This is a genomic window from Mesorhizobium sp. 1M-11, from assembly GCF_001303895.1.
Taxonomy (GTDB): domain Bacteria; phylum Pseudomonadota; class Alphaproteobacteria; order Rhizobiales; family Rhizobiaceae; genus Mesorhizobium.
Genome location: NZ_LJSD01000038.1, coordinates 93057 through 119593 on the forward strand (window position 1 = coordinate 93057; position 26537 = coordinate 119593).

At 64.3% G+C, this 26537-nt stretch carries 18 protein-coding genes; 12 read left to right on the forward strand and 6 right to left on the reverse strand.

The genetic code is table 11. The features are described from left to right. Window positions 1–6: 6 nt before the first annotated feature. On the reverse strand, window positions 7–765 hold the full coding sequence (locus AO692_RS17425) for a UTRA domain-containing protein (RefSeq protein ID WP_054311316.1): 759 nt from the start codon (window positions 763–765) through the stop codon (window positions 7–9). Between the two features lie 294 nt (window positions 766–1059). Here AO692_RS17425 and AO692_RS17430 point away from each other — a divergent pair, with 294 nt between their 5' ends. The 5 genes from AO692_RS17430 to AO692_RS17450 all read left to right on the forward strand — a co-directional run bounded on the left by AO692_RS17430 (window position 1060) and on the right by AO692_RS17450 (window position 6588). Next, entirely contained in the window at window positions 1060–2550 is a 1491-nt protein-coding gene (locus tag AO692_RS17430) for an aldehyde dehydrogenase (RefSeq protein ID WP_054311317.1), read from the forward strand. A gap of 98 nt (window positions 2551–2648) precedes the next feature. Further along, on the forward strand, window positions 2649–3536 hold the full coding sequence (locus AO692_RS17435; RefSeq protein WP_054311318.1) for an ABC transporter substrate-binding protein: 888 nt from the start codon (window positions 2649–2651) through the stop codon (window positions 3534–3536). A 119-nt stretch (window positions 3537–3655) separates the two neighbouring features. Beyond that, entirely contained in the window at window positions 3656–4483 is an 828-nt protein-coding gene (locus AO692_RS17440) for an amino acid ABC transporter permease (protein ID WP_161808081.1), read from the forward strand. Between the two features lie 26 nt (window positions 4484–4509). Next, complete coding sequence (locus AO692_RS17445; protein WP_054311345.1) at window positions 4510–5274, forward strand: amino acid ABC transporter ATP-binding protein; 765 nt, start codon at window positions 4510–4512, stop codon at window positions 5272–5274. 12 nt (window positions 5275–5286) lie between these two features. Further along, on the forward strand, window positions 5287–6588 hold the full coding sequence (locus AO692_RS17450; RefSeq protein WP_054311346.1) for an FAD-binding oxidoreductase: 1302 nt from the start codon (window positions 5287–5289) through the stop codon (window positions 6586–6588). Here AO692_RS17450 and AO692_RS17455 read toward each other — a convergent pair. From AO692_RS17455 to AO692_RS17465, 3 genes are read right to left on the reverse strand one after another with little or no spacing between them, the layout of a single operon-like run. Next, on the reverse strand, window positions 6560–7267 hold the full coding sequence (locus AO692_RS17455; protein ID WP_054311319.1) for a sulfite exporter TauE/SafE family protein: 708 nt from the start codon (window positions 7265–7267) through the stop codon (window positions 6560–6562). The genes AO692_RS17450 and AO692_RS17455 overlap by 29 nt on opposite strands. Further along, a complete protein-coding gene (locus AO692_RS17460) occupies window positions 7264–8676 on the reverse strand; it encodes an amidohydrolase family protein (protein WP_244483391.1) in 1413 nt (470 codons plus the stop codon). The genes AO692_RS17455 and AO692_RS17460 overlap by 4 nt, the downstream gene beginning before the upstream one ends. A 14-nt stretch (window positions 8677–8690) precedes the next feature. Then, complete coding sequence (locus AO692_RS17465) at window positions 8691–10046, reverse strand: uracil-xanthine permease family protein (protein WP_054311321.1); 1356 nt, start codon at window positions 10044–10046, stop codon at window positions 8691–8693. A gap of 167 nt (window positions 10047–10213) precedes the next feature. On the opposite strand from AO692_RS17465, the gene AO692_RS17470 reads away from it, so the two are divergent. Continuing rightward, entirely contained in the window at window positions 10214–11218 is a 1005-nt protein-coding gene (locus AO692_RS17470) for a LacI family DNA-binding transcriptional regulator (RefSeq protein ID WP_054311322.1), read from the forward strand. 2 nt (window positions 11219–11220) lie between these two features. On the opposite strand, the gene AO692_RS17475 is transcribed toward AO692_RS17470, so the two are convergent. Then, window positions 11221–12252, reverse strand: a complete 1032-nt coding sequence (locus tag AO692_RS17475; RefSeq protein ID WP_054311323.1) for a LacI family DNA-binding transcriptional regulator — start codon at window positions 12250–12252, stop codon at window positions 11221–11223. A 357-nt stretch (window positions 12253–12609) separates the two neighbouring features. Between AO692_RS17475 and AO692_RS17480 the strand changes: the two genes are divergently transcribed. From AO692_RS17480 to AO692_RS32315, 6 genes are all read left to right on the forward strand, one after another. Continuing rightward, window positions 12610–13512 carry a substrate-binding domain-containing protein gene (locus AO692_RS17480; RefSeq protein ID WP_054311347.1) on the forward strand — a complete coding sequence of 301 codons (903 nt, stop codon included), beginning with the start codon at window positions 12610–12612 and terminating at the stop codon, window positions 13510–13512. 120 nt (window positions 13513–13632) lie between these two features. Continuing rightward, window positions 13633–15180: a sugar ABC transporter ATP-binding protein gene (locus AO692_RS17485; RefSeq protein WP_244483392.1), complete on the forward strand. Its 1548-nt coding sequence runs from the start codon at window positions 13633–13635 to the stop codon at window positions 15178–15180. Next, window positions 15177–16172: a ribose ABC transporter permease gene (locus AO692_RS17490; protein WP_054311324.1), complete on the forward strand. Its 996-nt coding sequence runs from the start codon at window positions 15177–15179 to the stop codon at window positions 16170–16172. Before AO692_RS17485 ends, AO692_RS17490 begins: the two co-directional genes overlap by 4 nt. 278 nt (window positions 16173–16450) lie before the next feature. Continuing rightward, a complete protein-coding gene (locus tag AO692_RS17495) occupies window positions 16451–17398 on the forward strand; it encodes a sugar kinase (RefSeq protein WP_054311325.1) in 948 nt (315 codons plus the stop codon). Next, window positions 17395–18690, forward strand: coding sequence for a D-tagatose-bisphosphate aldolase, class II, non-catalytic subunit (locus tag AO692_RS17500; RefSeq protein WP_054311326.1), 1296 nt, complete (start codon window positions 17395–17397; stop codon window positions 18688–18690). Before AO692_RS17495 ends, AO692_RS17500 begins: the two co-directional genes overlap by 4 nt. Window positions 18691–19358: 668 nt before the next feature. Beyond that, complete coding sequence (locus AO692_RS32315) at window positions 19359–20417, forward strand: DUF2865 domain-containing protein (RefSeq protein ID WP_161808082.1); 1059 nt, start codon at window positions 19359–19361, stop codon at window positions 20415–20417. A 121-nt stretch (window positions 20418–20538) separates the two neighbouring features. Here the strand turns inward: AO692_RS32315 and AO692_RS33890 are convergent, their stop codons facing one another. Continuing rightward, window positions 20539–26457 (reverse strand): autotransporter domain-containing protein, encoded by a 5919-nt coding sequence (locus AO692_RS33890; protein WP_210168301.1) that lies wholly within the window; start codon window positions 26455–26457, stop codon window positions 20539–20541. Between the last annotated feature and the right edge of the window lie 80 nt (window positions 26458–26537).

Consider the following 26537-nt stretch of genomic DNA (forward strand, 5'->3'; position numbering starts at 1 on the left):
CGGTAATCAGCGGCCCTTGCCGGGCGCGCTAAGAATGCGATTTGTGCGTGCTTCGTGGGTCGAACGCAGACGATAGCGGTCGCCCGGATAGATGAAGCGGCTGCGGGTGACCGGGATTCCGTCACGCCATGTGGAGCGATCGAGCAGCAGGCAGGGCTGGCTCGCATCGATCTGCAGGAAGTTGCGAACGTCCTCATCGGGGCGGATTGCCCGGATGGTGTTGTCGATCGTCGTCACCGTGGTCTCGCGCAGCAGCCAGTTGTGCGGCGTGACGTTGGTGAAGTCCTGTTCGATGTAACCCGGCGCTTCCGCCCCGTTGACATAGCGGTCCTCGAGCTGGATCGGGGTTCCGTCTTCGAGATGGATGAGCCGCGAGAAGAAGACGACGTCTTCGGGTGGCAGTTGCAGCATGTTGCGGCCGGGGCTGTCCTTCCCGAGGATCGAATGTTGCAGGACCCGGCAGCTGTGGGCCCCGCCGGATACAGAAATCTCCTCCGTGATGTCCGGAAGGCTGAATATCGCGCATTGCATGCGCGGTCCGATGACGAAGGTGCCGCGGCCCTGGATGCGCACGAGCAGGCCATCGGCCTGCAGTTCGCGCAGCGCCCGCCGAACCGTCAGCCGGGAAGCCCCGAACTCCCCGGCGAGATCTCCCTCCGACGGGACCTGGAAGTTGGCGGGCCACTCTTCCGTTTCGATACGGCGATCGATGGCGGTCTTGATCTGCTCGTAGAGGGGTTGGTCGTTGGTCACGCGCTTATCCATAATGATATCATTATCCCTTCGATAACTCTCATATACACACCGCCAACATCAAGCCCAATTTTCAACCGATTCCGCCATCGGTAGCTCGACATAGCCCAAAACCCGCCATCATCCATGCCTTTTTGCGGTTTTCCTCTCGGTTTCTGTTATTTTTTGGCATTCATAATCTCTCCCGTTGACATCTAAAAAAATATCAGATCACTTTTAAAGTGATATCACTAATGGCTGAAAAGCATCGGGCAATGGTGCCCCGAAGCAATCCGCCGGCGCAGAAGTTCGTACCAAGGAGGGGTCATGCCGACCGAAAGCCTGCCAAAACTATCCATGTATATCGGCGGCGAATGGGTGGCCCCGGCCTCAGGGGCGTATATCGAAACCGTGGATCCTTTCACCGCGAAGCCATGGGCACTCGTGCCGCGCGGCAATGCCGAGGATGCCGACCGGGCTGTCCGCGCTGCCCATAAAGCCTTTACCGAAGGTCTCTGGCGCACGATGCACCCGAGCCTGCGCGGCCGCATCATCCAGCGCTTCGCCGAGTTGATCGAGGAAAACGCAGACGCACTTGCCGAGATCGAGGTGCGCGACAATGGCCGCCTGCTGGCCGAGATGCGGCACCAGATCCGCTATATCCCGCGCTGGTATCACTACTATGCGGGCCTTGCCGACAAGATCGAGGGTGCGGTTCATCCCTGTGACAAGAGTGCGTTGAGTTTCTCGCGCCACGAACCGCTCGGCGTCTGCGTCGGCATCGTGCCGTGGAACGCGCCGCTGTTCCTGTTCTCGCTCAAGGCGGCGCCTGCTCTGGCCGCGGGCTGCACATTGGTGATGAAGCCGGCCGAATACACGTCGGCTACCGCGATCAAGCTGATGGAGCTGGTCGAGAAGGCAGGTTTCCCGGCCGGCGTGATCAACGTCGTCACCGGCTATGGCCCGGAGGTTGGTGAGCCTCTCGTTACCCACCCTCTCACGCGCCATGTCGGCTTCACCGGCTCCACCAGGACCGGCGCGCATCTCTATTCGCTGGCGGCAAAGGACATCAAGCGCGTCAGCCTGGAACTCGGCGGCAAGTCTCCGAACATCGTCTTCGACGATGCCAATCTGGACAACGCCGTTCGCGGCGTCGTGGGCGGCATCTTCGGCGCTGTGGGGCAGACCTGCATCGCGGGTTCGCGCCTCCTGCTGCATCGCAAGGTCCACGACCAGTTCCTCGAGAAGCTCTCGGCCTTCACGAAGACCGCCCGCATCGGCGACCCAAGGCATGCCGACACGCGCATCGGTCCGATCGCCAATTCGATGCAATACGAGAAGGTCCTCGGCTACATCGACATCGCCGTCCAGGAAGGTGCCGACCTGATCCTCGGCGGCAAGCGTCCCGACATCGCCGAATGCGAAGCTGGATATTTCGTGGAGCCGACGATCTTCGCCGGCGTCAACAACGACATGCGCATCGCGCGCGAGGAAGTCTTTGGTCCCGTCCTTGCGGCGATCCCGTTCGATGAGCCGGAAGAAGCCATTGCAATCGCAAATGACAGCGAGTTCGGCCTGGCGGCCGGCGTCTGGACCGCGGATATGCGCCGCGCGATCCTGATGTCCGAGCGTCTGGAAGCCGGCAGCGTGTGGGTCAACACTTATCGGGACGTGTCCTACACCACCCCCTTTGGGGGCTACAAAAAGAGCGGTATCGGCCGCGAGAACGGCATCGAGGGGATCCGTGAGTTCTTGCAGACCAAGGCCGTCTGGCTCTCGACCGCGGAAGAGATCGCCAACCCCTTCGTCATCGGCTGATGGCGACGGGTCCGGCAGCCGCAGGGAGCCGGACCGAATGAAGAAGATCCCGGCTGCGAACCGGCAGGCGGGGCCATAACAACAATGGGAGACTGGTAATGAAGAAGAGCAATGAATGCTGGCGCAGCAAAACCGCAGCCAGTTTCGCGATAGCCGCTTCGGGATTGATGCTGGCAGCAGGCGCCGCCAAGGCGGAGGGCGCTGCCGACCTCCTGCCCAAGAAATATCGTGACGCCGGCGTCATCAACCTGGTGACGGACGCCAAGTATCCGCCGTTCCAGTATATCGACGATTCCGGGAAGATGGTCGGCTTCGAGGTCGATCTGTGGAACGCGCTCGCCGAGCGCCTGAAAGTGAAGATGAACGTGACATCGGTGTCGTTCGACTCGATGATCCCGGGCGTTCAGTCCGGCCGCTGGGATGTCTCCATGGAAGGCATCACCGACAATGCCGAGCGCCAGGCGGTCGTAAGCTTCGTCGACTACGGCTACACGACGTCGTCCGCCTATGTGCTGGAGACGAAGGGCGCGGACATCAACGACCATCTGGCACTATGCGGCCTGAAGGGCGCGGCGCAGAGCGGAACCGAATGGGTCGGAATGATCACGGCGGAATTGGCGACGGCCTGCACCGAAGCCGGCAAGCCCGCGCCGACGGTCTCCGAATTCGGAACTTCGGATGCCACGCTTCTCTCCGTCTATTCGGGGCGCACCGACTTCGTGCTGACTTCCGCGGCATCCGCCCAGGAGATCCAGAAGGCGGCGCCAAACCCGGTGAAGGTCGTGCCGATGCCCATCCTGCCGCGCAAGCCGAGCGGCATTGCCTTCCGCAAGAATGAAGAAGACCTGGGCAAGGCGTTGCTGGCTGCACTCAAGGAGGTCCGTGCGGACGGCACCTATGAGAAGATCTATTCCACCTGGAGCGTCACGCCCATGGCAATGGAACACGAGCCCGGCATCAACCTTGAGACCGTGCCGGCGAAATAGTGTCGAGGGGCCGACGGGAACACCGTCGGCCCTGTCCTTGCGAAACCACTCGAGCGACCATGTCCATAGCCATGCAAGATGATCGAGCGCCGTCGGGCTCTCAACAGCCGGACGAACCCATGCTGACTTATGTCCCCGCCCGCGCCTGGGGAACCCGGGTGGCCGCGGTCCTGCTGTCGCTGGCGGTCGTCTATTTCCTGGTCTCCATCGCGGGAAATTCCAACTTCGGCTGGTCGACCGTCGGCGAATATCTGTTCGACGCCCGCATCCTCTCCGGTCTTTATCTCACCCTCTGGCTCACGCTCGTCACGATGGCGATCGGCGTCGTGCTCGGGACGGTCTTCGCGGTCATGGCGATGTCCAGGAACGTCGTGATCTCGACCGTGGCCAATGCCTATATCTGGTTTTTCCGCGGCACGCCGGTGCTGGTCCAGCTGATCTTCTGGTACAATCTGGGGGCGCTGTTTCCCGAACTTTCCATCGGCATACCCTTCACGTCCTGGGGCGTGTCGGTGCCCACCAACACGCTCATCTCGCCGATCACCGCAGCGGTGCTGGGGCTGGGTCTGAATGAGGGTGCCTACATGTCCGAGATCATCCGCAGCGGCCTGCTTGCGGTCGACCCCGGCCAGCGCCAGGCCGCGACTTCGCTGGGCATGACGGCGAGAAAGGCGCTGTGGCGCATCGTCCTGCCGCAGGCCATGCCGGTGATCATCCCGCCGACGGGAAACCAGACGATCGGCATGTTGAAGACGTCGTCGCTGGTCAGCGTGATCTCGCTCTCGGACCTGCTCTATTCGGCGCAGACGATCTACTCCCGCAACTTCCAGACCATTCCGCTGCTGATCGTCGCCTGCCTGTGGTACCTGCTGGCAACGACCATCCTGAGCTGGCTGCAAAGCCGGATCGAACGGCACTTCGCCCGCTCTCGAAACGTGTCGACATGATGCATTCCCTGCCAGAGACCACAGCCATGCGTGCTCCCATGATAGTGTTCGACCGGGTGTCCAAGAATTTCGGCGACCTCTCCGTCCTGCGCGATATCAACCTCACGGTGGCCGCGGGCGAGGTGATCAGCCTGATCGGACCGTCCGGGTCCGGCAAGTCGACGCTTCTGCGCTGCGTCAATCACCTCGAGCGGATCGAACGCGGCAGCATTACGGTGGATGGGGAGCTGATCGGCTACAGGCGCGTCGGCAATCTCGCCCACGAATTGCCCGAGAAGCTGATTGCCAGGCAGCGTGCCCGCATCGCGATGGTCTTCCAGAATTTCAACCTGTTCGGCCACAAGACCGCGCTCGAGAATGTGATGGAAGCGCCCGTCCATGTGCTGGGCATTCCACGCCGGGAGGCCGAAGCGCAGGCGGTCAAGCTGCTCACCCGGGTCGGGCTGTCGGACAAGATGAACAACTACCCGCGCATGCTTTCCGGCGGGCAGCAGCAACGCGTCGCCATCGCCCGCGCGCTGGCCATGAAGCCGAAAGTCATCCTCTTCGACGAGCCGACCAGCGCGCTCGATCCGGAACTGGTCGGCGAAGTGCTCGATGTGATGCGCGATCTCGCTTCCGACGGCATGACGATGATGGTCGTCACGCACGAAATGTCGTTCGCGCGCGAGGTCTGCCACCGCATCGCCTTCATGGAGGCAGGCAGGATCGTCGAATGCGGCAAGCCTGCCGAGGTCCTCGACAGTCCGGCTTTCGAACGGACCCGGGCGTTCCTTTCCAGGGTGCAGTGACACGGCATGCCGATGGGAACGCAATCCACCCGCAACTGGGATGTGATCGTCATTGGCGCGGGTATCGTCGGATGCTCGGCGGCCTACTACGCCGCTTTGAGCGGTATGCGGGTTCTGATCGTGGAACAGGACGCGCCGGGATCGGCACAATCCGGTCGCAATCTGGGTTTCGTCCGCCAGCAGAACCGGGATTTCCGCGAACTTTCGCTGATGATCGGCGCCTTGCGCATCTGGGAAGGCATCGAAGCCGAGCTGGGGCGCCCGGTTGGGTGGCAGCAGGGCGGCAACCTGTCGCTCGCGTTCAGCGATGCCGACCTTGTTTCACGGCATGACTGGCAACGGCGGGCGGCCGAAGAGTTCGGCCTCGATACCCGCATGCTGTCGACAGAACAAACCCATGCCATGCTACCGCAACTGGCGACCGGTCGCGGTGTCGTCGGGGCGATGTACACGCCGAGCGACGGGAAAGCCGAGCCCGCGCGAGCGACGCGTGCCTTTTTCGATGCCGCACTCGGATTGGGCGTAGCCGTCAGCTTCGGCGAACCCGTCAACCGCATCGAGGTGAGTACCGGCAAGGTCTACGGCGTTCAGATCGGTGACCGGCTCCATCGCGCAGATACGGTGATCACTGCCGCCGGCGCCGGTAGCGGTGCCCTGTTGCGCAAGGTGGGATTGAACCTGCCGCAGGAGTTCATACGGGCAACGGTCGCACGGACGGTTGCCGCGCCCGATCAGCGCATAGCTGCCTGTATCTCGGGCCAGCAGACCGGCATCCGCCAGGACGTGAACGGGGCCTATGTGATTTCCGTCGCGGGCGGCGAATACGATCTGCGCCTGGATTCCTGGCGTCACATGCGCTGGTACGAGGCCACGCGAAAGTCCAATCCCGATGCGGCGCGCATTGACTATCTTGCTCCGGTGAAGCGGCTGCTGCCGTGCAGGATAATTTCACCGCTGGCCGATTTCCCACCAAGCCGGGATCACCCGCGGCCAGAGGCCTTTCGCGTCGAGCAGGCGCGTCGCGAATTTGCCGATCTGTTTCCGGCGCTGGCCGGTCTGGAGATCGAGACGTCGTGGGCCGGGATCATCGACGTCATGCCGGACGTCATTCCAGCCCTGGGGGCCGTCGATGGCGTATCGGGCCTGCTCGTTGCGACGGGATTCAGCGGTCACGGCTTCGGCCCAGGCCCGATGGCCGGAAAGGTCCTTTCTGACCTGGCCGCAGGACGACGGTCGCCCGTCGACATATCGAGCCTCTCGCCAATGCGCTTCGAGAAAAATAGCCTCATCTCAGGATCAGGAACAAGCCGCTGACCAGGGCAAACACCAGTACGCCGAGACGCAGCGCCTTCGGGCTGATGATATGGTGCGTCATGCGCGACAGCGCGCTTCCGATCAGCACCGCCGGCATCAGGTAGAGAGCGGCCAGGATCTGATGCGTTGCGATGCGGCCGGCGACGGCGAGCACGACCAGCGACATCACTTCGCCGACAAAGAAACACACGGCGACCGTCGAACGCAGGACCGGGCCCTTGGCATGCTGGTAGAGCAGGGCCAGGGGCGGGCCGCCGATGCCTGTTGCCGTTTCGGTCACGCCGGTGAACAGGCCGGCGCCCAGCGCGCTGCGATGGCCCGGCGAGAAAGGCGGCGCTGCGAGTGCGGCGACCGCTGCCAGCAGGGTGAACCAGCCCACGGCCTGATCGAGCTGCCCGGCCGAAAGCGCGGCGAGCAGCCAGAGGCCCAGGAACGTGCCGGCGAAGCGGCCGACCGTGATCCACTTCGCGCCGGACCAGTCGACGGCGCCCCGTTCATGCCAGGCGACGAGGAAGTTCAGCGGCAGCATCAGGAGCAGCAGCGTCACCGGCAGCAGCTCGGGTTGTAGGATGCCCAGCACCGGCGCGGTGATGAGCGCGAAGCCGATGCCGACAGCGCCCTGCAGGAATGCGGCGGCGAGCGTGACCGCGCTCAGGATAGCGAAGAGGCCGAGGCTCATCGATAGTGCCCCAGGGCCTGGTGATCCTGCGACACGGCATGCACCCGCTGGATCGGGGCACTGGCGATCGCTGCGGCCGCGACTTCGCGAACTTCGGTAAGCAATGCCTTTGCATCCCAGTCGACCGGCCATCCCTGCCAGAGCCTCAGGCGCCCGGCGGTGAAGACTGCGTCGATCTGGTCGCGGTTGCCGTAACGCACGAGCTCCCAGGTGAGGTCGTGTGACGGCGTGAATTCAGGCCGGTCGAGATCGACGAGCAGGAAATCGGCCGCGAGGCCTTTCTGGATCGCGCCCGTCGTCGTTGCCAAGCCGGCTACATCGGCCGCGCCCCGCGTCGCCCGGTCGAGCCACAGCCAGCCGCCGCCGCAAGAGGAATCGCCGGCGGCCAGGCCGAAGCAGGCGCGCTGCAACCCCTCGGCGGCGTCGGCGAGCCTGAACCCGTCGGCGCGGGTGCCGTCCGTGCCGAGGCCGAAGCGAATGCCGAGTGCGGCCATCTGCAGCGCTGGTGCTGCGGCATTGCCCTTCCAGAGGCTCGCCACCGGGTTGTAGGCGACCGCAGTGCCGCTGTCGCGCAGCAGGTTGAGTTCATGCGGCGTCACCAGGGTGGAATGCGCGATCAGCACATGCGGGCCGAGCGCGCCGACGTGGGAGAGATGTTCGAGCGGCCGTCGCCCGTTCGCCACCAGCGAGCGTTCGACGGCGACCAGATGTTCGTTGACATGGGTCTGGAAGATGGCGCCCGCTTCGGCGGCCATCCGGGAGATATCGGCCAGCATGCCGTCGCTGGCGACCTCGGGGATGGAGATGGCGAGCGCGGGATGGACGAGCCCGTCTGCCTCGTAAGCGGCCAGATGGGCTGCCGCATTCTTCAGGATCGCAGCGCGATCCGCGACCACGGCGGTTCCGCCGAGATCGTTGCAGATGAAGCCGACGACGCTGCGCAGGCCGGTCTCGCGCGCGGCCTGGGCCAGCGCTCCGGTTTGGCCTGCCGAGCGGGTGCCGGCATCGACGGCGGTGGTGAAGCCGCCGCGCAGGCATTCGAGTGCCGAAAGCTTGGCCGAAAGATAGACCATGCGCTCGTCGAGACTGCCTTCGAGCGGCACCCAGATGCGGCGGAAGATCTCGGACGGTTCACCGAAGACGAGCGACTTGCCGAGCGATTGCGTCAGATGGGTGTGGGCATCGACGAAGCCCGGCATCAGGAGATGGTCTGGCAGGTCGACCGGAACCAGACCCGGATTGTGCCGGGTCACGATTTCCTCGACATCGACTTCGGCGAAGCGCCCGTCGCGCACGACCACAGCCATGCCGCTCTTCGGTCCTTCGGGCAAAAGCACCTGTCCGGGGCGGAGCAGCAATTCGGTTCTGCCGTGGAGCGCATCGCGCAAGGCATCTACTTGGGCAGTCACTTGGGTCTTCTCCTTCATTCCGCCACGGCCTCGCGGCCAGCCTCCTTCGTTGAGGGATCAACCTGTCCCGACGTCGCCCCGAACATCGCGTTCACGATGACGGCGGTGATGGTGCCGGCGGCGAGCCCGTTGCCGAGGATCATCTGCGCCCATTGCGGGAACTGGCTGTAGACGCCGGGCACCAGGATCGGCAGCAGGCCCATCGAAAGCGCTGATGCCAACGTGACCATCGGCCCGTGTTCGCGCAGGTCGACACGACGCAGAAGATCGATGCCGATCACGCCGATGATGGAGAACACGATCACCGCTGTTCCGCCGACCACCGGGCCGGGCAGCGCCGTCGCCAGGCGGCCGACCGGCGCGAACAGCGCCATCAGCACCAGGATGGCGCCGGCGGTAGCGGTGACATAGCGCGACTTCACCCCGGTGGCGCGCACGATACCGACGTTCTCACCGCTGGTGATGATGAGCGAGGTGCCGAACAGACCGCCCAGCAGCGAGGCGACCGCGTCGCCACGGATGGTCGAAGGCACGATGGCATGAGCATCGCCGCGGCGCCCGACGATGTCGGCCGTCGCGATGGTCTGGCCGGTGGCCTCGGCCATCGAGATGATGGAAAACACGATCAGCGGCAGCGCCGCGTAAAGGTCGAATTTCGGCATGCCGAACGGCATCAGCTGCGGCAGTGCGACCACCGGTCCATCCAGGACGCCGCTCACGTTCATATGACCGAGCGCGAAGGCGAGCAGCGAGCCGGCGATGAGCCCGAGCATGACCGCGATGCGGCGCAAGGTGCCGGTGAACACGCGTGCGAAGATGACCGTGAGCACGATCGTCGCCAGCGCCAGTCCGACATTGACCGGATCGGCGAAGCCCTCGCTGCCAGGTTTGCCGGTGATGGTGCCGCCATAGATCCTAACCAGATTGATGGAAACGAGCAGGAGCATCGTTCCCACCACCACCGGCGGAAAATAACGCAGCAGCCGCCGGAAGACGGGCAGGGCGACGAAATAGAATGCGGCGGTCAGGATCACCGCGCCGACGGCGGTCTGCACGTCCGTCTGCTGCGCGATCGCCAGGAAAATGGCGATCGGCGCGCCGCCGGGCACCATGATGAAAGGTAGCCGCGCGCCGAACCCGGCGGGGCCGAAACTCTGCAGGATCGATCCCAGTCCGCAGACCAGGAACGTTGCGCAGATCAGCGACGTCGTCACCGCGTCGGAAAAATTCAGCGCCTTGCCGACCAGGAAAACGGCGGTGATCGGCGATGCCGCCATCACCAGCACGTGCTGGAAACCGAAAAGCAGAAGGTTGCGCGCCGGCAGCACCTCATCGACCGGATCCCCGGTCCAGGCATTTTGTTGTGTCATCGTTTCTCCTCCTCCCGGCACCTCCATGCCGGTATGCAAAACGTTTTGCATACGAGCCCAATATCATAATTCTGGCGCCGTGCAAATCGTTTTGCTTATGGGCGGGGGAGTGGTATGTGTGCGGGAGGGACGAGGAACGGGATCGCGATGCCGGTGAACGAGCGCACATGACCAGGCCGACCATTGTGCATCTGGCCCAGGCGGCGGGCGTGTCGCCTACCACCGTCTCGCATGCCTTCAGCGGCCGGCGTTATGTCGACCCCGACACCAAGGCACGCATCGTCGCGCTTGCGCAGGAAATGGGCTATCGGGCCAACCCCACCGCGCGCCGCCTGCGCAGCGGCGGCGGCGGCTCTGTCGCGCTGGTGTCGTCAATGCCCTTTGCCGTCGCCGCGGGTCCGTCGCGGCTCGGCTTCCTCATGGAGATCGCAGCCTCGGCCGCGGTCACCGCGCTGTCGCGCAACACGACCTTGTGCCTGGTGCCGCCATTGGAGCGCGGCTCGCAACTCGATGCGCTGGACGTCGACGGCGCCATCGTCGTGGAACCCGCGCTCGACGACAGCGTGCTCGATTTCTTCTTCGAAAGGGCCGTGCCGGTGGTCGCCATCGGCCGCGCGCCGGGCAGGCCCGATCTGCCCGCCGTGGACCTGCGCAGCGCGGAAACCGCCCGCCTGCTGCTCGATCATCTCGGCCAGCAGGGCCAGCGCGTCGGCCTGATCACCGGCTCGCAGAGGCGTAACTCCTATATCGAGATGGAGGCCGTCTACGCTGCCTTTTGTGCGGAAAAAGGTTTTACGCCGGCCGCGATGCGCATCGACGAGCGCGGCGGCGAGGACGAAGCTGCCGTCGCCGTCGAGGCGTTCCTGCGTCAGACCCCCGATATCGGCGCGCTTTGCGTGCCGGTCGACGCTTTCGCGGCTGGCGCGTTGCGCGCCGCCGCCGCGCTTGGCCTTTCTGTTCCGGACGATCTCAGGCTCGCCACCCGCTATGACGGCATGCGCGCCAGACTGGCCTCGCCGCAGCTGACGGCGGTCAATCTGCATCTCGACCAGGTGGCTGAGACGGCCATCGACATGCTCACAGGTTTGATCGAGGGAAGGTCGTCGTCACCGAAGCCGATTGCGGCGCCGCTGCTCGTCGAACGGGCATCGTCGGCTCGCTCTTCGCGGTAGGCTCAAGCCGAACCGCGCATGATCAGCTTGGCTTCCAGCTGCTTGACCTCAGCTTTGCCGGCGAGCGCTTCCGGAACGCCGGCGATGCGGGTGAAAAGCATGTCGACGCCGGCGGCGGCGATGCCCTGGTAGTCCTGCGCCACGGTCGTCAGCGGCGGGCAGGTGAAGCGGCTGAGAGGGTGGTCGTCATGGCCGGCGACGCGCAGTTCGCAGCCTTCGTCGCGGCCCACCCTTACTTTGCGCTCGAAGGCGGCAGCGATCACCCCGAAAGCAAGGCGGTCGTTGGCGCAAAGCACGGTCCGGGTCGGAAAACCGCCGCCGTCCAGGATGCGGCCGGCTTCGCGGTAGCCGAGTTCCTCGAACTCCCAGCCCTTGGCCGAGGTCGGCAGCACGATGGGTTCGAAGCCGAGCCGCTCCATGGTGGCGACATAGGCCGCGCGCCGCTCCAGCGCGTTCTGGTTCACCGCCGGCATCTCCAGGAAGCAGGGATGTTCGCCGGTGCGGCACAGATATTCGGTGATCATGCCCATGCTCTGCCGGTTGTCGGTGCCGACGAAGGACTGATCGGTGTTGACCCGGTTGTCGAGGAAGACGATCGGCATGGTGCTGACGAGGCTGGCGAGCAGCGTGGCGTCGGTCTCGAAGCCGAGCGGCGCCATCAGCACGCCCGCGATGTTGAGCGACATCAGGGTGCGCATCGCGCGCGCCTCCAGCCTGTGTTCGCCATGCGAGGACAGAACGATCGCCCAATAGCCTTCGGCCAGGCACCGCATTTCGATCTGGCGCACGACCTCGGCATAGAAGGGGTCGGAGATGTGCGGCACGATCACGCCGATGTTCTTCGGCTGCTTGCGGTTGAGGCTGACGGCGAAGATGTTGGGACGGTAGTCGTAGTCCTTGAGCGCTTTCTCGATGCGCGCCCGGGTGGATGGTTTCACGTTGTCGGGGTTGTCGAAATACTTCGAGACTGTCGGGCGCGACAGGCCGGTGGCTGCCGCGAACTCCTCCATGGTCCGGATCTTCTGCTCGTTCATGCTCGGCTTCCTGGCCTGCGGGCGCGCCCGAACGGGATAAATCGATTTATTTCCATGCGTAAATTTATTTTTTGACCGAGGCAAGTCGCTGGGCGTTCCGAAACGATCGTTTCCTGTGCGATGCGTTTCAATTGATGCGATAGTTGCCATATTTATTGGTTTATGCAAGTTTTTATCACGTGTAAAAAAATAAGTTGACACATAGGAGATAGTGAGGCATCTGAATGGCGGCTCGGGTTTCGGGCCGAAGTTCCTGCCCCGGAGGTGGCGGCCGATATTGGTCCGCAAGGCGGGAGGCGCTTCGTTCGCGTTCTAATCAGCAACGGGCTGGCCGATGCCGGCTCCAAGGAGGAACTCATGTTTCGCAAAACGCTTGGCCGTATTCTCCTGTCGGGTGCCGCTCTTGCCATGATGGCCGGCATCGCATCCGCCGAAGGCGTCGGCGCATCGCTGCTGACCCAGCAGCATCCGTTCTACATTTCGCTGGCCGACGCGATGAAGAAGGAAGCGGAGGCCGAGAAGGTGCCGCTCGAGATCGCCATCGCCAACCAGGATCTCTCGAAGCAGCTCGCCGATGTCGAGGACTTCATCACCAAGGGCGTGAGCGTCATCATCATCTCGCCGGTGGACTCCAAGGGCGTGAAGGCGGCCATCAACAAGGCCGAGAAGGCCGGCATCAAGGTCATCACCGTCGACGTGCCCGCCAACAATGTCGATGTCACCTCTTTCGTCGGCACCGACAATTTCGCCGGCGGCGAGAAGGCGGCCGAGCTGATGGCCAAGTCGATCGGCGGCAAGGGCAATGTCGCGGTCATCGACTATCCCACCGTGCAGTCGGTGGTCGACCGCGTCGAAGGCTTCAAGAAGGGCCTGGAGAAGCATCCCGACGTCAAGATCGTGGCGGTGCAGCCGGGCATCACCCGTCCCGAAGCGCTCGCCGCTGCGCAGAACATTCTGCAGGCCAATCCCGACATCGTCGGCATCTTCGGCTTCGGCGACGACGCCGCACTCGCCGCCGCTGCCGCGGTCAAGGCCGCCAAGCTCGACTCGCAGGTCAAGGTGATCGGCTTCGACGGCATGGAAGAAGCCCGCAATGCCGTCAAGAACGACCCGGTGATGGTGGGCGTCATCGCCCAGTACCCGGACCAGATGGGCAAGGTTGCGGTCCAGACTGCGGCCAAGGTCATCAAGGGCGAGACCGTCGAGGCCAAGCAGCCGATCGTTCCTGGCGTCGTCACCAAGGACGGCGAAACCAAGTAAGATAAGGCAAAGGACGGTGGTGGAACTCGCCGCCGTCCTTTCTCCGGCGATGCCGGCCGACGCTCGCGCATGCTGCGGAATGCCGTCTCGATCGCATTCCGTCCTATGGAGGAGCAATCCGTGACAGCCATCAGCCAGACGCCGCATGCCGCTGCCTCGAATCCTTCGGGCGATGTGGTGCTCGAGATCCACGACATAGCCAAGTCCTTCGGCCCGGTTGCCGCGCTCAAGCGTATGAACCTCACGGTGCGGCGCGGACGCGTGCACACGCTGCTCGGCGAGAACGGCGCCGGCAAATCCACTTTGATGAAGATCCTCGCCGGCGTCTTCACGCCGACTGCCGGCCGCATCGTGCTGAACGGCGAGGCCTACACGCCGCGCAACCCGCGCGACGCGCGTGCGCACGGCATCTCCATCGTCTTCCAGGAGCTCAGCCTCAGCCGCAACCTGTCGGTGGCTGAGAACATTTTCGCGAGCCACGAACCGAGCCGTTTCGGCTTCATCCGCGACCGTGCGTTGAATGCGGCGGCCGAGCAGCTCATCCGCGAGCTCGGCCTGCCGGTCGATGTCCGCGCCAAGGTCGGCGACCTGTCGATCGCGCAACGCCAGCTGGTCGAGATCGCCAAGGGCCTCAGCCTGCCGGCCGACGTCGTCATCCTCGACGAGCCGACCTCGTCGCTGTCCGACAGCGAGGCCGAGATCCTGTTCACGATCATCGAGCGGCTGAAAAGCCAGGGCAAGGCGGTGATCTACATCTCCCACCGCATGGAAGAGATCATGCGGCTTTCCGACGACATCACCGTCATGCGCGACGGTGAATATGTGATGACGACGCAGAAGAGCGAGACCAGCATCGACAGGCTGATCACGCTGATGGTCGGCCGCGCCATGAACGACATCTATCCGCCGCGAGAGGCACCGCGGCCGTCGGCCGACACGCCGCCGGTGCTGGCGACGAAGAACCTCAGCTTTGCCGGCAAGTTCCGCGACGTCTCGATCGACGTCAAACCCGGCGAGGTCGTCGGCCTGTTCGGGCTGGTCGGTTCGGGCCGCTCCGACGTCATGAAGGCGCTGTTCGGCATGTACAAGCCAGAAGGTGAAATCCGGCTCGACGGCAAGCCGGTGACCTTCCGTTCGGCCGCGCAGGCGATCCGCAGCGGCATCGCCTTCGTCACCGAAAACCGCAAGGAAGAGGGCCTGGTGCTGCTCCACAGCGTGGAGCGCAACATCAACATGGCCGGGCTCGGCCAGCTTTCCGGGCCGCTCGGCCTGATGCGGGCCTCCGCCGAGCGCGAAGCGGCCAGGGCCGAGGTCAAGCGCCTCGCCATCAAGACCGCTTCGATCGACACCAGAACCGGTTCACTGAGCGGTGGCAACCAGCAGAAGATCGTGCTGGCCAAATGGCTGCAGATCAAGCCGCGCGTGCTGATCCTGGACGAGCCGACCCGCGGCGTCGACGTCGGCGCCAAGTTCGAGATCTACCGCATCATCCGCGAGCTCGCCGCCAACGGCACCGCGATCCTGATGGTCTCCTCCGAACTTCCGGAGGTTCTCGGCCTCAGCGACCGCGTCGTGGTGATGCACAACAAGACAGTCGCCGCCGTGCTCGAAGCCGACGGCCTCACACCCGAAACCGTCATGACCTATGCAGCGGGGATACACGCATGAGCAATGTTCAGGACATCCAGAAGAAGGCCGCCGACACAGAGGTCCGCCGCTCTTTCTTCGCGTCGCCGACGGTGCGCCAGTATGGCGGCATCATCATTTCGCTGGCGGTGCTTTGCGTCGTGTTCTCGGTGATGAGCCCGCGCTTCCTGGCCTTCAACAACTTCATGAACATCATGCAGCAGGTGGCCGTCATCGCGGTCGCCGCCTACGGCATGACCTATGTCATCCTTTTGGGCGACATCGACCTGTCGATCGGCTCCATCATCGCCGTCTCCGGCATGGTGGCGGCGCAGGCCTTTGCCATGGGGTTCGGCTTCCTGCCTGCGGTGGCGCTGACGCTGGCGGCTGGCGCGCTGATGGGCGCGCTCAACGGCGCGCTGTCGGCCAAGCTGATGCTGCCCTCCTTCATCGTGACGGTGGCGACGATGGGCATCTACCGCGGCATGGTCAGCCTGCCGACCAACGGCGCGCCGGCGATGATCGAGAACGACACATGGCTGGCCATCGGCGGCGAAAGCTGGCTTGGCATCCCGATCATCATCTGGATCATGGCCGTGTTGTTCGTGGTCAACCACATCATCCTGTCCAAGACGATCTTCGGGCGGCAGGTCTATCTCACCGGCGGCAACAGGGAAGCGGCGATCTATTCCGGTATCCGCGTCGACCGCATCAAGATCATCGTCTTCACCATCTCGGGCATGATGGCGGCGATCAGCGGCATGCTGCTCTCCTCACGCCTGTCGTCGGCGCAGACCAACGCCGGCACAGGTTACGAGCTCGACGCCATCGCGGCAGTGGTCCTCGGCGGCACTTCGCTGGCCGGCGGCGTCGGCACCATCGTCGGCACCATCCTCGGCGCGCTGATCATCGGCGTCATCAACAATGGCATGAACATGCTGTCGGTGCCTTATTTCTACCAGCTCATCGTCAAGGGCGTCGTCATCCTCGTCGCCGTCTGGCTCGATGTGCGCAGCAAGTCGGCGCGGACTTGAGGGAAGGGGCATCGCGTTGAGGTTCCCACGCTCCGTCACTGCTTCGTGGCCGTCTTCTGAGCCGTTTCCCCCTCTCCGTCACGCCCTTTGGGCGTGCCACCTCTCCCCCATTTCATGGGGGCGAGGAACCCAGGCTGGAAAAGCGCCGACGTTGCAACTGCGGTTCCTCGCCCTGCCGAAGGCGGGGAGAGGTGGCTCGGCGAAGCCGAGACGGAGAGGGGCAACCTCATACGCAACTGCCCGGACCGGACGGCAATGATCCCCATCGGAATGCAATCATGAAAAAGATCATCACCATCGGCGAGATCGTCGTCGAGATCATGGCCGTCGAGCCGGGGCACGGGTTCACCACTGCCATCTCGCTCATCGGTCCCTTCGCGTCCGGCGCGCCGGCGATCTTCATCGACCAGGTGGCCAAGCTCGGCCAGCCCTGCGGCATTGTCAGCGCCGTCGGCAATGATGATTTCGGCGTACTCAATGTCGAACGCCTGCGCCGCGACGGTGCAGACGTTTCGGCCATCGGCGTCCATCCGACGGCCGCCACCGGCAGTGCCTTCGTGCGCTACCGTCCGGACGGCAACCGCGACTTCATCTACAACATCCGCCACAGCGCCTGCAGCGCCATCGGCCTGACGCCGGAGGCCGAGACGCTGATCGACAGCGCCGACCACCTGCACATCATGGGCTCGGCGCTGTTCTTCGACGGCATCGTTTCGGCCATCTTCGAGGCGACGCAGCGCATCAAGGCGAAGGGCGGCACCGTCTCCTTCGATCCCAACATCCGCAAGGAGATGCTGGAGTTGCCCGGCATGCGCGATGCCCTCGCCCATGCGCTCGAAAACACCGACCTGTTCATGCCGAGCGGCCCGGAGATCTTCCTCTTCACCAGGGCGACGGAAGAGGCGGCGGCCGTCGCCGAACTGCTCGATCGCGGCATCAAGGCCATCGTCGTCAAGCGCGGCGCGGAAGGCGCCAGCTATTTCGACCGCACCGGTGAGGTCTCCGCCCCAGCCTTCAAGGTCGAGGAGGTCGACCCGACCGGCGCCGGCGACAGCTTCGGCGCGGCCTTCGTCACCTGCTGGCTGCGCGGCATGGCGCCCGGAAAGGCGCTGACGATCGCCAACGCCACCGGCGCGCGCGCCGTCAGCGTCAAGGGGCCGATGGAGGGCACCTCCACCATGGCCGAGATCGAGACATTCCTGAACAGCCAAGGAGTTGCGGCATGAGCGCCACCAGGACACTCGCCGATCTGCCCGCCCGTTACGCGAGGGGCGAACGCGGCGGCATCACCTCGATCTGCTCGGCGCATCCGCTGGTCATCGAGGCCGCCCTTCTGGAAGGCATCGCCACCGGCACGGATGTGCTGATCGAAGCCACCTGCAACCAGGTCAACCAGGAAGGCGGCTACACCGGCATGACGCCGGCCGACTTCCGCCAATTTGTCGAGGATATCGCCGGGCGCCTCGGCTTCGACACCAGCCGCCTGATCCTCGGCGGCGATCATCTCGGCCCCAATCCCTGGAAGCATCTGCCCGCCGATGAGGCGATGCAGCGCGCCGACGTCATGATGGATGCATTCGTCCGCGCGGGCTTCACCAAGATCCACCTCGACACCTCGATGGGCTGTGCCGGCGAACCGGTGGCGCTGCCGGATGCGGTGACGGCCGAGCGCGCCGCGCGCCTGGCCAAGGTCTCGGAGAAGGCGGCGGCCGAGGCAGGCTACGACCTGCCGGTCTACATCATCGGCACCGAGGTGCCGATCCCGGGCGGCGCGATGGAAGCACTCGATCATCTGGAGCTGACCACGCCGGCCGCCGCCATCGAGACGGTCGAGGTGCATCGCCGCGCCTTCGCAGCACTGGGCCTTCAGGACGCCTTCGCCCGCGCCATCGGCGTGGTGGTGCAGCCCGGCGTCGAGTTCGGCAACGAGAATGTCGTCGTCTATGACAGCGCCAAGGCTACCCAGCTCAGCGGTGTGCTTCGCCAGATGCCGCAATTCGTCTTCGAGGCGCATTCGACCGACTACCAGCCGCAGGAGGCGCTGTCGGCCCTGGTCCATGATGGCTTCGCGATCCTGAAGGTCGGTCCGGGTCTCACCTTCGCGCTGCGCGAGGCGCTGTTCGGCCTCGACCAGATCGCCGCTTTCCTCGACCGCCTGCCGGAAGAGGAGACCCTGCGCGGCAAGATGGAAAAACTGCTCCTGGCCGAGCCGAAGAACTGGGAGAAATATTACCATGGCGACGCCGACGAGCTGCGCCTGCAGCGCCATTTTTCCTACAGCGACCGCATCCGCTACTACTGGCCGCATCCCGAGGCTTCGGCCGCCGTTGACGCCTTGCTCAAGCGGCTGGAAGGGCGCGCCATTCCAGAGACGTTGATCAGCCAGAATCTCGGAACGCTCTATCCTGCGGTCGCGGCAGGCAAGGTCAGCGCGGCGCCGCACGCCCTGATGGTCGAGGCCGTGCGCAACGTCATACGCGGCTACAACCGCGCGACCCTGTCGCTGCAGCCGGCCTGATCCGATCTTTGAATGGAATGATGACGCGGCTGCCTCTCTTTGGCCGCGTCAGCGATGATGGGCGACGGCGACATCGAATTCGCGGAGGCCTTGCTGCGCCGCCATATCGAGCGTGCAAGCCGCGAGCTCGACAACAGTTTGCCGGCTACGATAACGCCCCGTGTGATCCGATGTAGCTGATCAATTGTGGCGACTTGGTAACGACAATTTGTCCAAATCGTGTCTTTTATGGTTGCAAACGTATTTCACCTATAGCTAATTTAGCATCCGGGCGGGTGGGTAAGCTTCGAAAGAAGGCTGATGAAGCAACTTATCCATTGTAAGCAGACCTTGTTCGGGTACGCGTGGAATAGGGCAGGCCGGGAATGTTCCGGTGCCTAGAGCAGGAAGGCGAAAGAAAGCCGGAGCCTTGCTCAGGCAAGCAACAGTCACCCTTGCTGTTTCGGAACAGGACCTTGCCCGGCGGCTGGATCTTCCAATCGCAGCCCTGCGTCATCTCGATCACCCCAATCCGCCCAGATATTTGCGGCTGATGCTGGCTGCATGCGTGGCGGGATTGGATGCCGACCGGATTTTGTCGGAGCTGCAAGGCGGCTCGCGGACACCGAACACCAGCGAACTCGGTTCTTCCTAGGAGCATCTTTTGCCCTTCAGCGTGGAGTACGGGCATGTCTCAGGTTTCGATGTTTCTCGCCCATCTGTTCTCATGTCGCAAAATGGGCATTGCGGTACTTCTCGCCTTGCCATTGTGTGCCGTCTGGTCGTTCGCCCAGGCTGACGATTGCTCGGTTATCGCACGCCAGATCAGGTCCGCCGACCGGACCGTTTCCGGTGCGGATGCGCTTCCGCTGATGCGGCAGTTGTCGGCAATCAGAAGGCTGGAGCAGCAGCGTCGATGCAGTTCGGATTCGATGAGCGGACTTTTCAATGCCTGTCGGGATCTGGCAAATCGCAAGGCAGGCATCCAGTCGCAACTGAGCAGGTTGGGATCGGGGTCGACCGGACGATTGGAATTGCTGCGGGCCAGATATTCCAGCTTGCGTTGCTCTGCGAGTCGGAAAGCGACCAAAGTGACCGCCAGGGAGAGCACGTCCCGCCCGGCTCAATCGACAACGCAACCCTCATGGGGGTCGAAAAAAGAAATGTTCTTCTGTGTGCGACAGGAGGATGGTTACTACTTCCCTGCATCCAATTCGCAATTCGTCGGCACTGACTATGCCTCCAACATGCTCGATCGGTGCAAGTACATCTGCGGGACGCAGAATATCGATCTCTATGTGCTCGACGATCCGGCCAAGGAAACGGAGGAGATGGTCTCCGTGTCGAAAGGGCTGCCGTACAAGAACCTGCATTCCGCCTTCCGATACAGGGATGCGGCAAAGTTCGCGGCCTGTGATTTTCGGGATTATCACCGGAGGGTGGCATTGGTGCGGGCAAATGCCGCCACGACCCTGGCCACCTACAAAAACGTCAACATGCCGGTGCCGGGTCCTCGCCCCGAGATCGCCTATGCCGGCGAAGTGACCCCTGCCGCAACCGTCGGCACGACGCAGGAAGATGACATGAGTTCTCGTAAAATCCGGATCATCCTGCCTGGGATAATGCCTCCGGACTCCGAACAGGTTTCTGTGCCGGCCCCGGAGGTGGACCCGCTGCGCACCGCATCCAGGTCTCTCGCCGCCAAGGAGAAGACAGGCGCCGAAATTGACGACTCCGTAGAAAACTGAGGGCTTGAAACAAGCCACCCTCGGAACACCAAGACAAGCCGGCTAATCAAACTTTCTCACTCGCGGCACCCTGGCGCAATTCCGCGTTTCGGAGAAAAATGCTCCACGCTGAGGTTCCCGATCAGAACCTTACCGCGAACCTTGCGGTGAGGCCGTTCTGTGCGACGCCGGATCCGAACTGGCCCTGATAGGCGATGCCCAGCGTTGCGCTGTCGGTCAGATCGAGGTCGAGCCCGGCTTCGACGAGGGCCGAATCCCTGGCGATCGGCACACCGATGATCGTGAAGGTGTCACCTGTCGCAAAGGTATGCGTGCTGGCCGGTGCCACTGCGCCATAGGCGTGGCGCCAGCCCAGCATGCCGCGCACCGTCGCCTTCGTCGCACCGAGCGGGAAGGCGGTCGAGGCCCTCAGCCCCAACGTGGTGAAGGTGGTGTCGGTTGTTTCGCCCTGCCCGGTGAGCGCTGCCGCGCCGCCTGTTTCCGCAAAGCCGTCGCTGTGCAGGTTGACATAGGCGAGGTTGGCAAACGGTTCGAAGGCGGTGACCGGCGTTTCTATGCGGTAGCCGAGTTCGCCGAAAGCCTGGAAGGTGCCGGCATCCCGTTCGCTGCTGACGCTGTCGGCGAAACCGGGAATGGAAATCGAGCGCGATGTCTCGATGTCGTGCCACGTATAGGCAATCCCCGAACGGAAGCCGAGATTGCCCCGCTGCGTGCCGGCATAGAGGCCGAGATGGTAGTTGTCGCTGGAACCCGAGCCGCGTTCGGTGCTGAAGCTGGTATGGCTGTAACCGGTCGCGACGCCGAGGCGAACGCTGTCGCTGACCGATCCATCGAAACCGGTGAGGAAGCCGCCGCTGGATGTATCCAGCCCGGCGGCATTGCCGTCACCGTCGAAATTGCCCCATGAGCCGAAAGCCGTGCCCCAGGCGGCAAAGCGGTCGGTGGCGGCGCCAGCCAACGCCGGTCCGCCTTCGCCATAGGCCAGCACCGGGGCCGCGGAGACACCCGTTCCATCGAAGGCCGCGCGCAGGCGGTCGTTGATGGCGTCGCGCACGAAATGGCTGTCGTCGATCAGCGCGGATTTCGCCGATGCGTGGATTTCGCCGGAGAGCGCATCGAGTGCCTTGCGGGCGCTGTCTTCGTCGGGGACGGCAGCAACGGCATCGTAGACGGGATTGCCGCCGCCGGTGCTTTCCACCCCGCCGCCCGTGGCGCATTGGTTGCGTGTCCGGGCGACGTCGCAGAACGCCACAGCATTGCGCGTGGCGTCGATGGTGACCTTGTTGGCATCATAAGCGAGCGCCAGGTTCACGAACGGCATGTTCTGGGTGAGATGGTCGAATGTGCCGGTGACGCCGCCATCCGCGCCGATGATCGTCCAGCGGCTGCCCGGCGTGTAGACTCCGCCGGCCTTGACCGCGTGCACGGTGCCGCCCCGGATCGTCGCGGTACCGCTGGCGTCGATCAGATCGCTTTGCAGCGCCGGATTGATCTCGACCTCGAAAGTCGAGCCGGCCGCGAAACCGATGTCGCCATTCACCGTGAGCGTGCCGATCGAATTGCCGGGCGCAATGGTCGCCCCGTCCGCGACCGTAGTGGTGCCCACCATGCCCGTGCCCTGCAACCGGCCGCCCGCCCTGATATCCAATACGCCACCGAGTGTGCCGTTGACCGCCAGCGTTCCGGCATCGACGGTCGTGCGGCCAGCGAAGGTGGCGGAATGGCCCGTCAGCTCCAGCATGCCGGTGCCCAGCTTGGTCAGTGTACCGCTGCCGGTGAGGGTGCCGGCAAAGGCGCTGCTGTCCTGGCGATTGAAGGCCAGCGTGCCGGCCGAAGCAACCTCGATATTGCCTACGACCGAGCCGGTTGCACCGCCATTGCCGATCTGCAGCGTGCCGGCTTCGACCGATGTCCCGCCGGTATAGGTGTTTTCGCCGGTCAGCGTGAGCCGGCCAGTCCCCGTCTTGGTGAGGCTGCCGCCGAACGCCCCTCCGATGACGCCGCCGATGACGTCGTCCTTGTTCAGACCGCCAACCGTCAGGGCCTTGGATCCGAGGATGACCGCACCATTGCCGGAGAGCGAGCCGATCGTCATGCCGCCTGTCGCGAGGTTGGAAATGTCGACCGATCTGCTGACGGCAATGGTCGCGGCATCGGCCGTGGCCTGGCCGAAAAAGCCGATGGTGCCTGCTGAGATGGTCGCGCCGCCGGCAGAAGAACGCTCGTTGAAGGAGAGGGCGGCGCCGCTGTTGGAAAAGGTCGCGGTTCCGGCGCTGCTGTCGCCGTAGAAATTGATATCGCCATTGCCGATGATCGTCGCTGTCCCTGCCGACGCCCTGTCGTCGAAGCGCATGTGGCCCGCCACGGCGATGGCCAGGTTCCCGGCGCTTGCATCGTTGGAGAAGCGAAGTTCGCCGTTCGCTGCAACCGTCACCGGGCCGCTGCCGAGCGCGCCCGTCGTCGCCGCGTTGAGATATCCGGCCAAGACCTTCGTGCCGCCAAAATAGGTGTTCGCGCTGGCAAGCACCAACCCGCCGGTCCCCGTCTTGGTCAGGCCGCCGTCGCCCGAAATGGTGCCGTTCAGCTGCAGCCGGGCATCGGTGCGGAATGTGCCGCCGCCGGCATCGAGCGTCACGTCGCGTGCCGTCTGCAGCGCGGCCGTATTCTGCAGGGTGCCGCCGTTGAACGTCAGTGTGCCGGCTGCCGCGCCGAGATTGGCATCCGAGGACACGGAAACGACGCCACCCAGAAGCTGCGTGCCGCGCAGATAGGTGTTGCTGCCCTGCAGCACGAGCGTGCCGCCCTGGGTCTTGATCAGGCCACCGGTGCCGGTGATCGTCGTGGCGATGGTGGCCGTCGCGCCGGCCAGCACGCGGATTTCGCTGCCTGCATTGTCGACGACGAGGGAACCTGCGCCTTCCAGCCGATAACCGCTGTCGACGAACTGCAGGCCCTTGAAGCTTTGCGCGCCGTCGACGGCGATGGTGCCGCCGGAAAAGCCGCCCGGCTCGTTCTTGAACACCGCATGGTTGCCCGCCCAGTCGTCGGGCACGATGCTGCCCTGGTTCAGCCATTTCAGGTCGGTGGCGTTCCAGGTGCCGTCGCCGCCCTGCCAGTGCTGCAGCGTGTCGTCGCCATTGGCGCTGATGAGAAGATCGACATTGCCGCCGCCGGTCTGGATCTCGTAGAGAGCGGGATCGGCAAGTGCCGGCGTGGTTCCCAATGTCAGGCCAGTGCCGGAAAGCGTGCCGCCATAGGTCATCAGCCGGTAGTAGCCGAAGCCGGCTGCGCCATCGGCGGGGTTGCCACTCTGCGCCAGGTTCAGCGTGCCGTTGAGCGTCAGATTGCCGGTGACGGCAATGCCGTCGCTCATGCCGGGCGAGGCGGCGGAGGCGCCCGGGCCGCCAAGCTCGTAGTCGAGGACCGATCCAGCCGCGAGGGCGAGGTCGCCATTGACCGTCAGCGTGCCGATCGAGTTGCCGGGCGCGATATGCCCACCGGCGGCCACGGTCGTCGTGCCGACCGTACCGGAGCCACCCAGCGTTCCGCCGGCATGCACCGTCATCGTTCCGCCGAGGATACCGTTGGCGCGAAACGTTCCGCCTTGCACATTCGTCTTGCCCGAGAAGCCGGTGCTGTCGCCCGTCAGGCTGGTGACGCCATTGTAGTGGTTGACCGTCCCTTTTCCTGCGCTCCGGCTTGCCAATGCGGCGGCGAATTCGTGGTTGGCATCGGTATGGTTGAAGTTGAGGCTGGCGCCGTTTTCCCCGAACTGCACCGTCGGGGTGACGACTTGGCCAGCGGCGACGGCATCGGCGGGATCGGTGCTGGCGGCGCCGATATTCAGCGAGGCGGTGCCTGTTGGATTCTCGGTTGCCAGATTGACAAAAAAGGTCGCAGTCAGGGATGCGCCATTCATGATCGTCAACGAGCCGTGTGCTCCGTCGCCGTAGCCACCGACCTGCGTTATCTCGGAAACAAGCGTCGATCCCAGGCCCGAGACAGTGGCTTTGCTGTTCGTGCTGGTGGTGTCGTATTCGCTTGAGGCGATATACAAATATTGGGTGTCGACCTTCCCCTGATCCTCTACGATCAATTCGCCATCGCCATATCGGCCGATGCCCATCATGTACGCCTTTATGAGGGAACCGCTTCCGGTGACCTTGAGGGTGCCGGTTTCGCCGGCATTCCTGGCGACATAAAGTGTGGTGGAGAACTCGAGTTCGCTCGCACCGCTGACGATCACTGCCGCGCCGGAAGTGCCGCCGATGAGGTTTTCGGGGCCGAATGCGCGCACCGGTTCTCGAAATGTTGCGCCATTCTCCAGTTTCAGCGTTCCTGCCGTCACATCCATGACGGCGGTCTCGACATCGCCCTCCAGAACCAGCGTGCCGTTGCCCCGTTTGGAGAAATGTCCGTTCGTATTGCTCCAGTTCTGAGCCAGGGTGAAGCTGTTGCCGGCATCGACGATATCGAAACCGCCGCCGTCATTGCCCCAGATGATGGCGCGTGCCGTGTTGGTGAAACTGGTGCCGGTGACCTGCAGGATGCCGCCGTCGAAGGTCAGGCCGCCGCCACCACCGCCAAGATTGACGTCCGATGCGACGGAAAGCGTGCCTTGCTTCAGTACCCAGGGTGTTGATGTCGACGTGGCGTCCTGCAGCGTCCAGGTGCTGGTGCCGGTCTTTTCGTAGTGCTCGAAGCCGCGATATTGTGCCGTCGCCTCCAGGTCGGAAACATCGAAGGTGCCGTTGGTGGCGCCTCCGAGCGCCAGCACGTCGCCCGTGCCGGCAGTGGCATCGACCGCGCCGTTGATGATCGAGCTGTTCCACAGTTCGAGCCGGTTGGTGCCGCCGGTGAAGACGATGGCGTCCGCTCGCGTGCCGTCGCCGGCAAGTCCGCCCGAGATCGTACCGGAGTTGGTAACGGTGAGGTTTGAGCCGGAAATGCCCACGCCGCCGGCGCCGTGCAGGTTCGTCTCGTCGGCGCCAGTCCCACGCACGCCACCGGTGCCGCCGGCGATCGTGCCGTTGTTGATGATGGTGGTGCCGTTTCCGTCCACGCCCGCGCCGCCCGCGCCGCCGTTGCCTGCTGTCCAGGTCGGAGCGGAGGCACCCCGGCCGCCGTTACCGCCGACGATGTTGTTCGTGTTCGTCAAGATGCCGGCACCAATGGTCATACCGGTGCCGCCCAGGCCGCCGTGGACCACATTGTCGACGAACATCTGGTTGTCGCCGTCGCCGCCGTTGCCGCCCTGGATCGCTCCGTGATTGTCGACATCGCCGTTGGCATCGATGCCGTTGCCGCCACTACCACCGCCACCGCCCGACGTCACGGCACCCAGGCCGCCACTGATCGTGCCGGTGTTCGTCAGCACGATACCGGAGAAGGAAAGGCCCGCACCGCCGTCGCCGGCTCGGTGAAAGACAGTGGGCAATCCGCCGTTGCCGCCGCTGATCGCACCGGCGTTCGTCAGCGTTTCTCCGGAAAAGACAAGGCCGGCACCGCCCGCTCCGCTTTCCTTAAAGCCGCCATTGCCGTTTCCGCCCTTGACGATGCCGGTCGCGGTATTGGTCAGCGTGGTGCCGGAAAAGTTGATGCCATAACCGCCGTCGCCGCTGAAGGCGTCGAGACCCATTCCGCCATTGCCGCCACCGATCGTACCGGCATTCGTCAGAGCGTTGCCGATGAAGTTGAGGCCACTGCCACCACCGCCGCCTTTGTAACCCGTCTCACCGTTGCCGCCGCCGATCGTGCCGGCATTCGTCAGCCTGTCGCCATTGAAGGAGAGCCCCAGGCCGCCCTCGCCACCCTCACCGTAAGACGCGCCGCCGGTGGTGTCGCCAAAACCGCCCTTGCCGCCGTTGCCGCCCTGAATTGTCTGTCCGCTGGCGACCTCGGCCGTTCCGCCGCCGGTGATGACGGCGCCATAGCCACCCGCGCCACCGCCCCCGCCGCCGCCTGCATTCGCAGCGCCGCTTGCGAGCTTACCGGTAGCTCCGTCGCCGCCATTGTCGCCGGTCAGGTCGGATGCCGGCAAGGCCGCTCCGATGTAGCCGTGAGTGCCACCGTCGCCGCCGTCGCCGCCGGCACTGCCGTCCGCATTGATTGCGCCGGCGC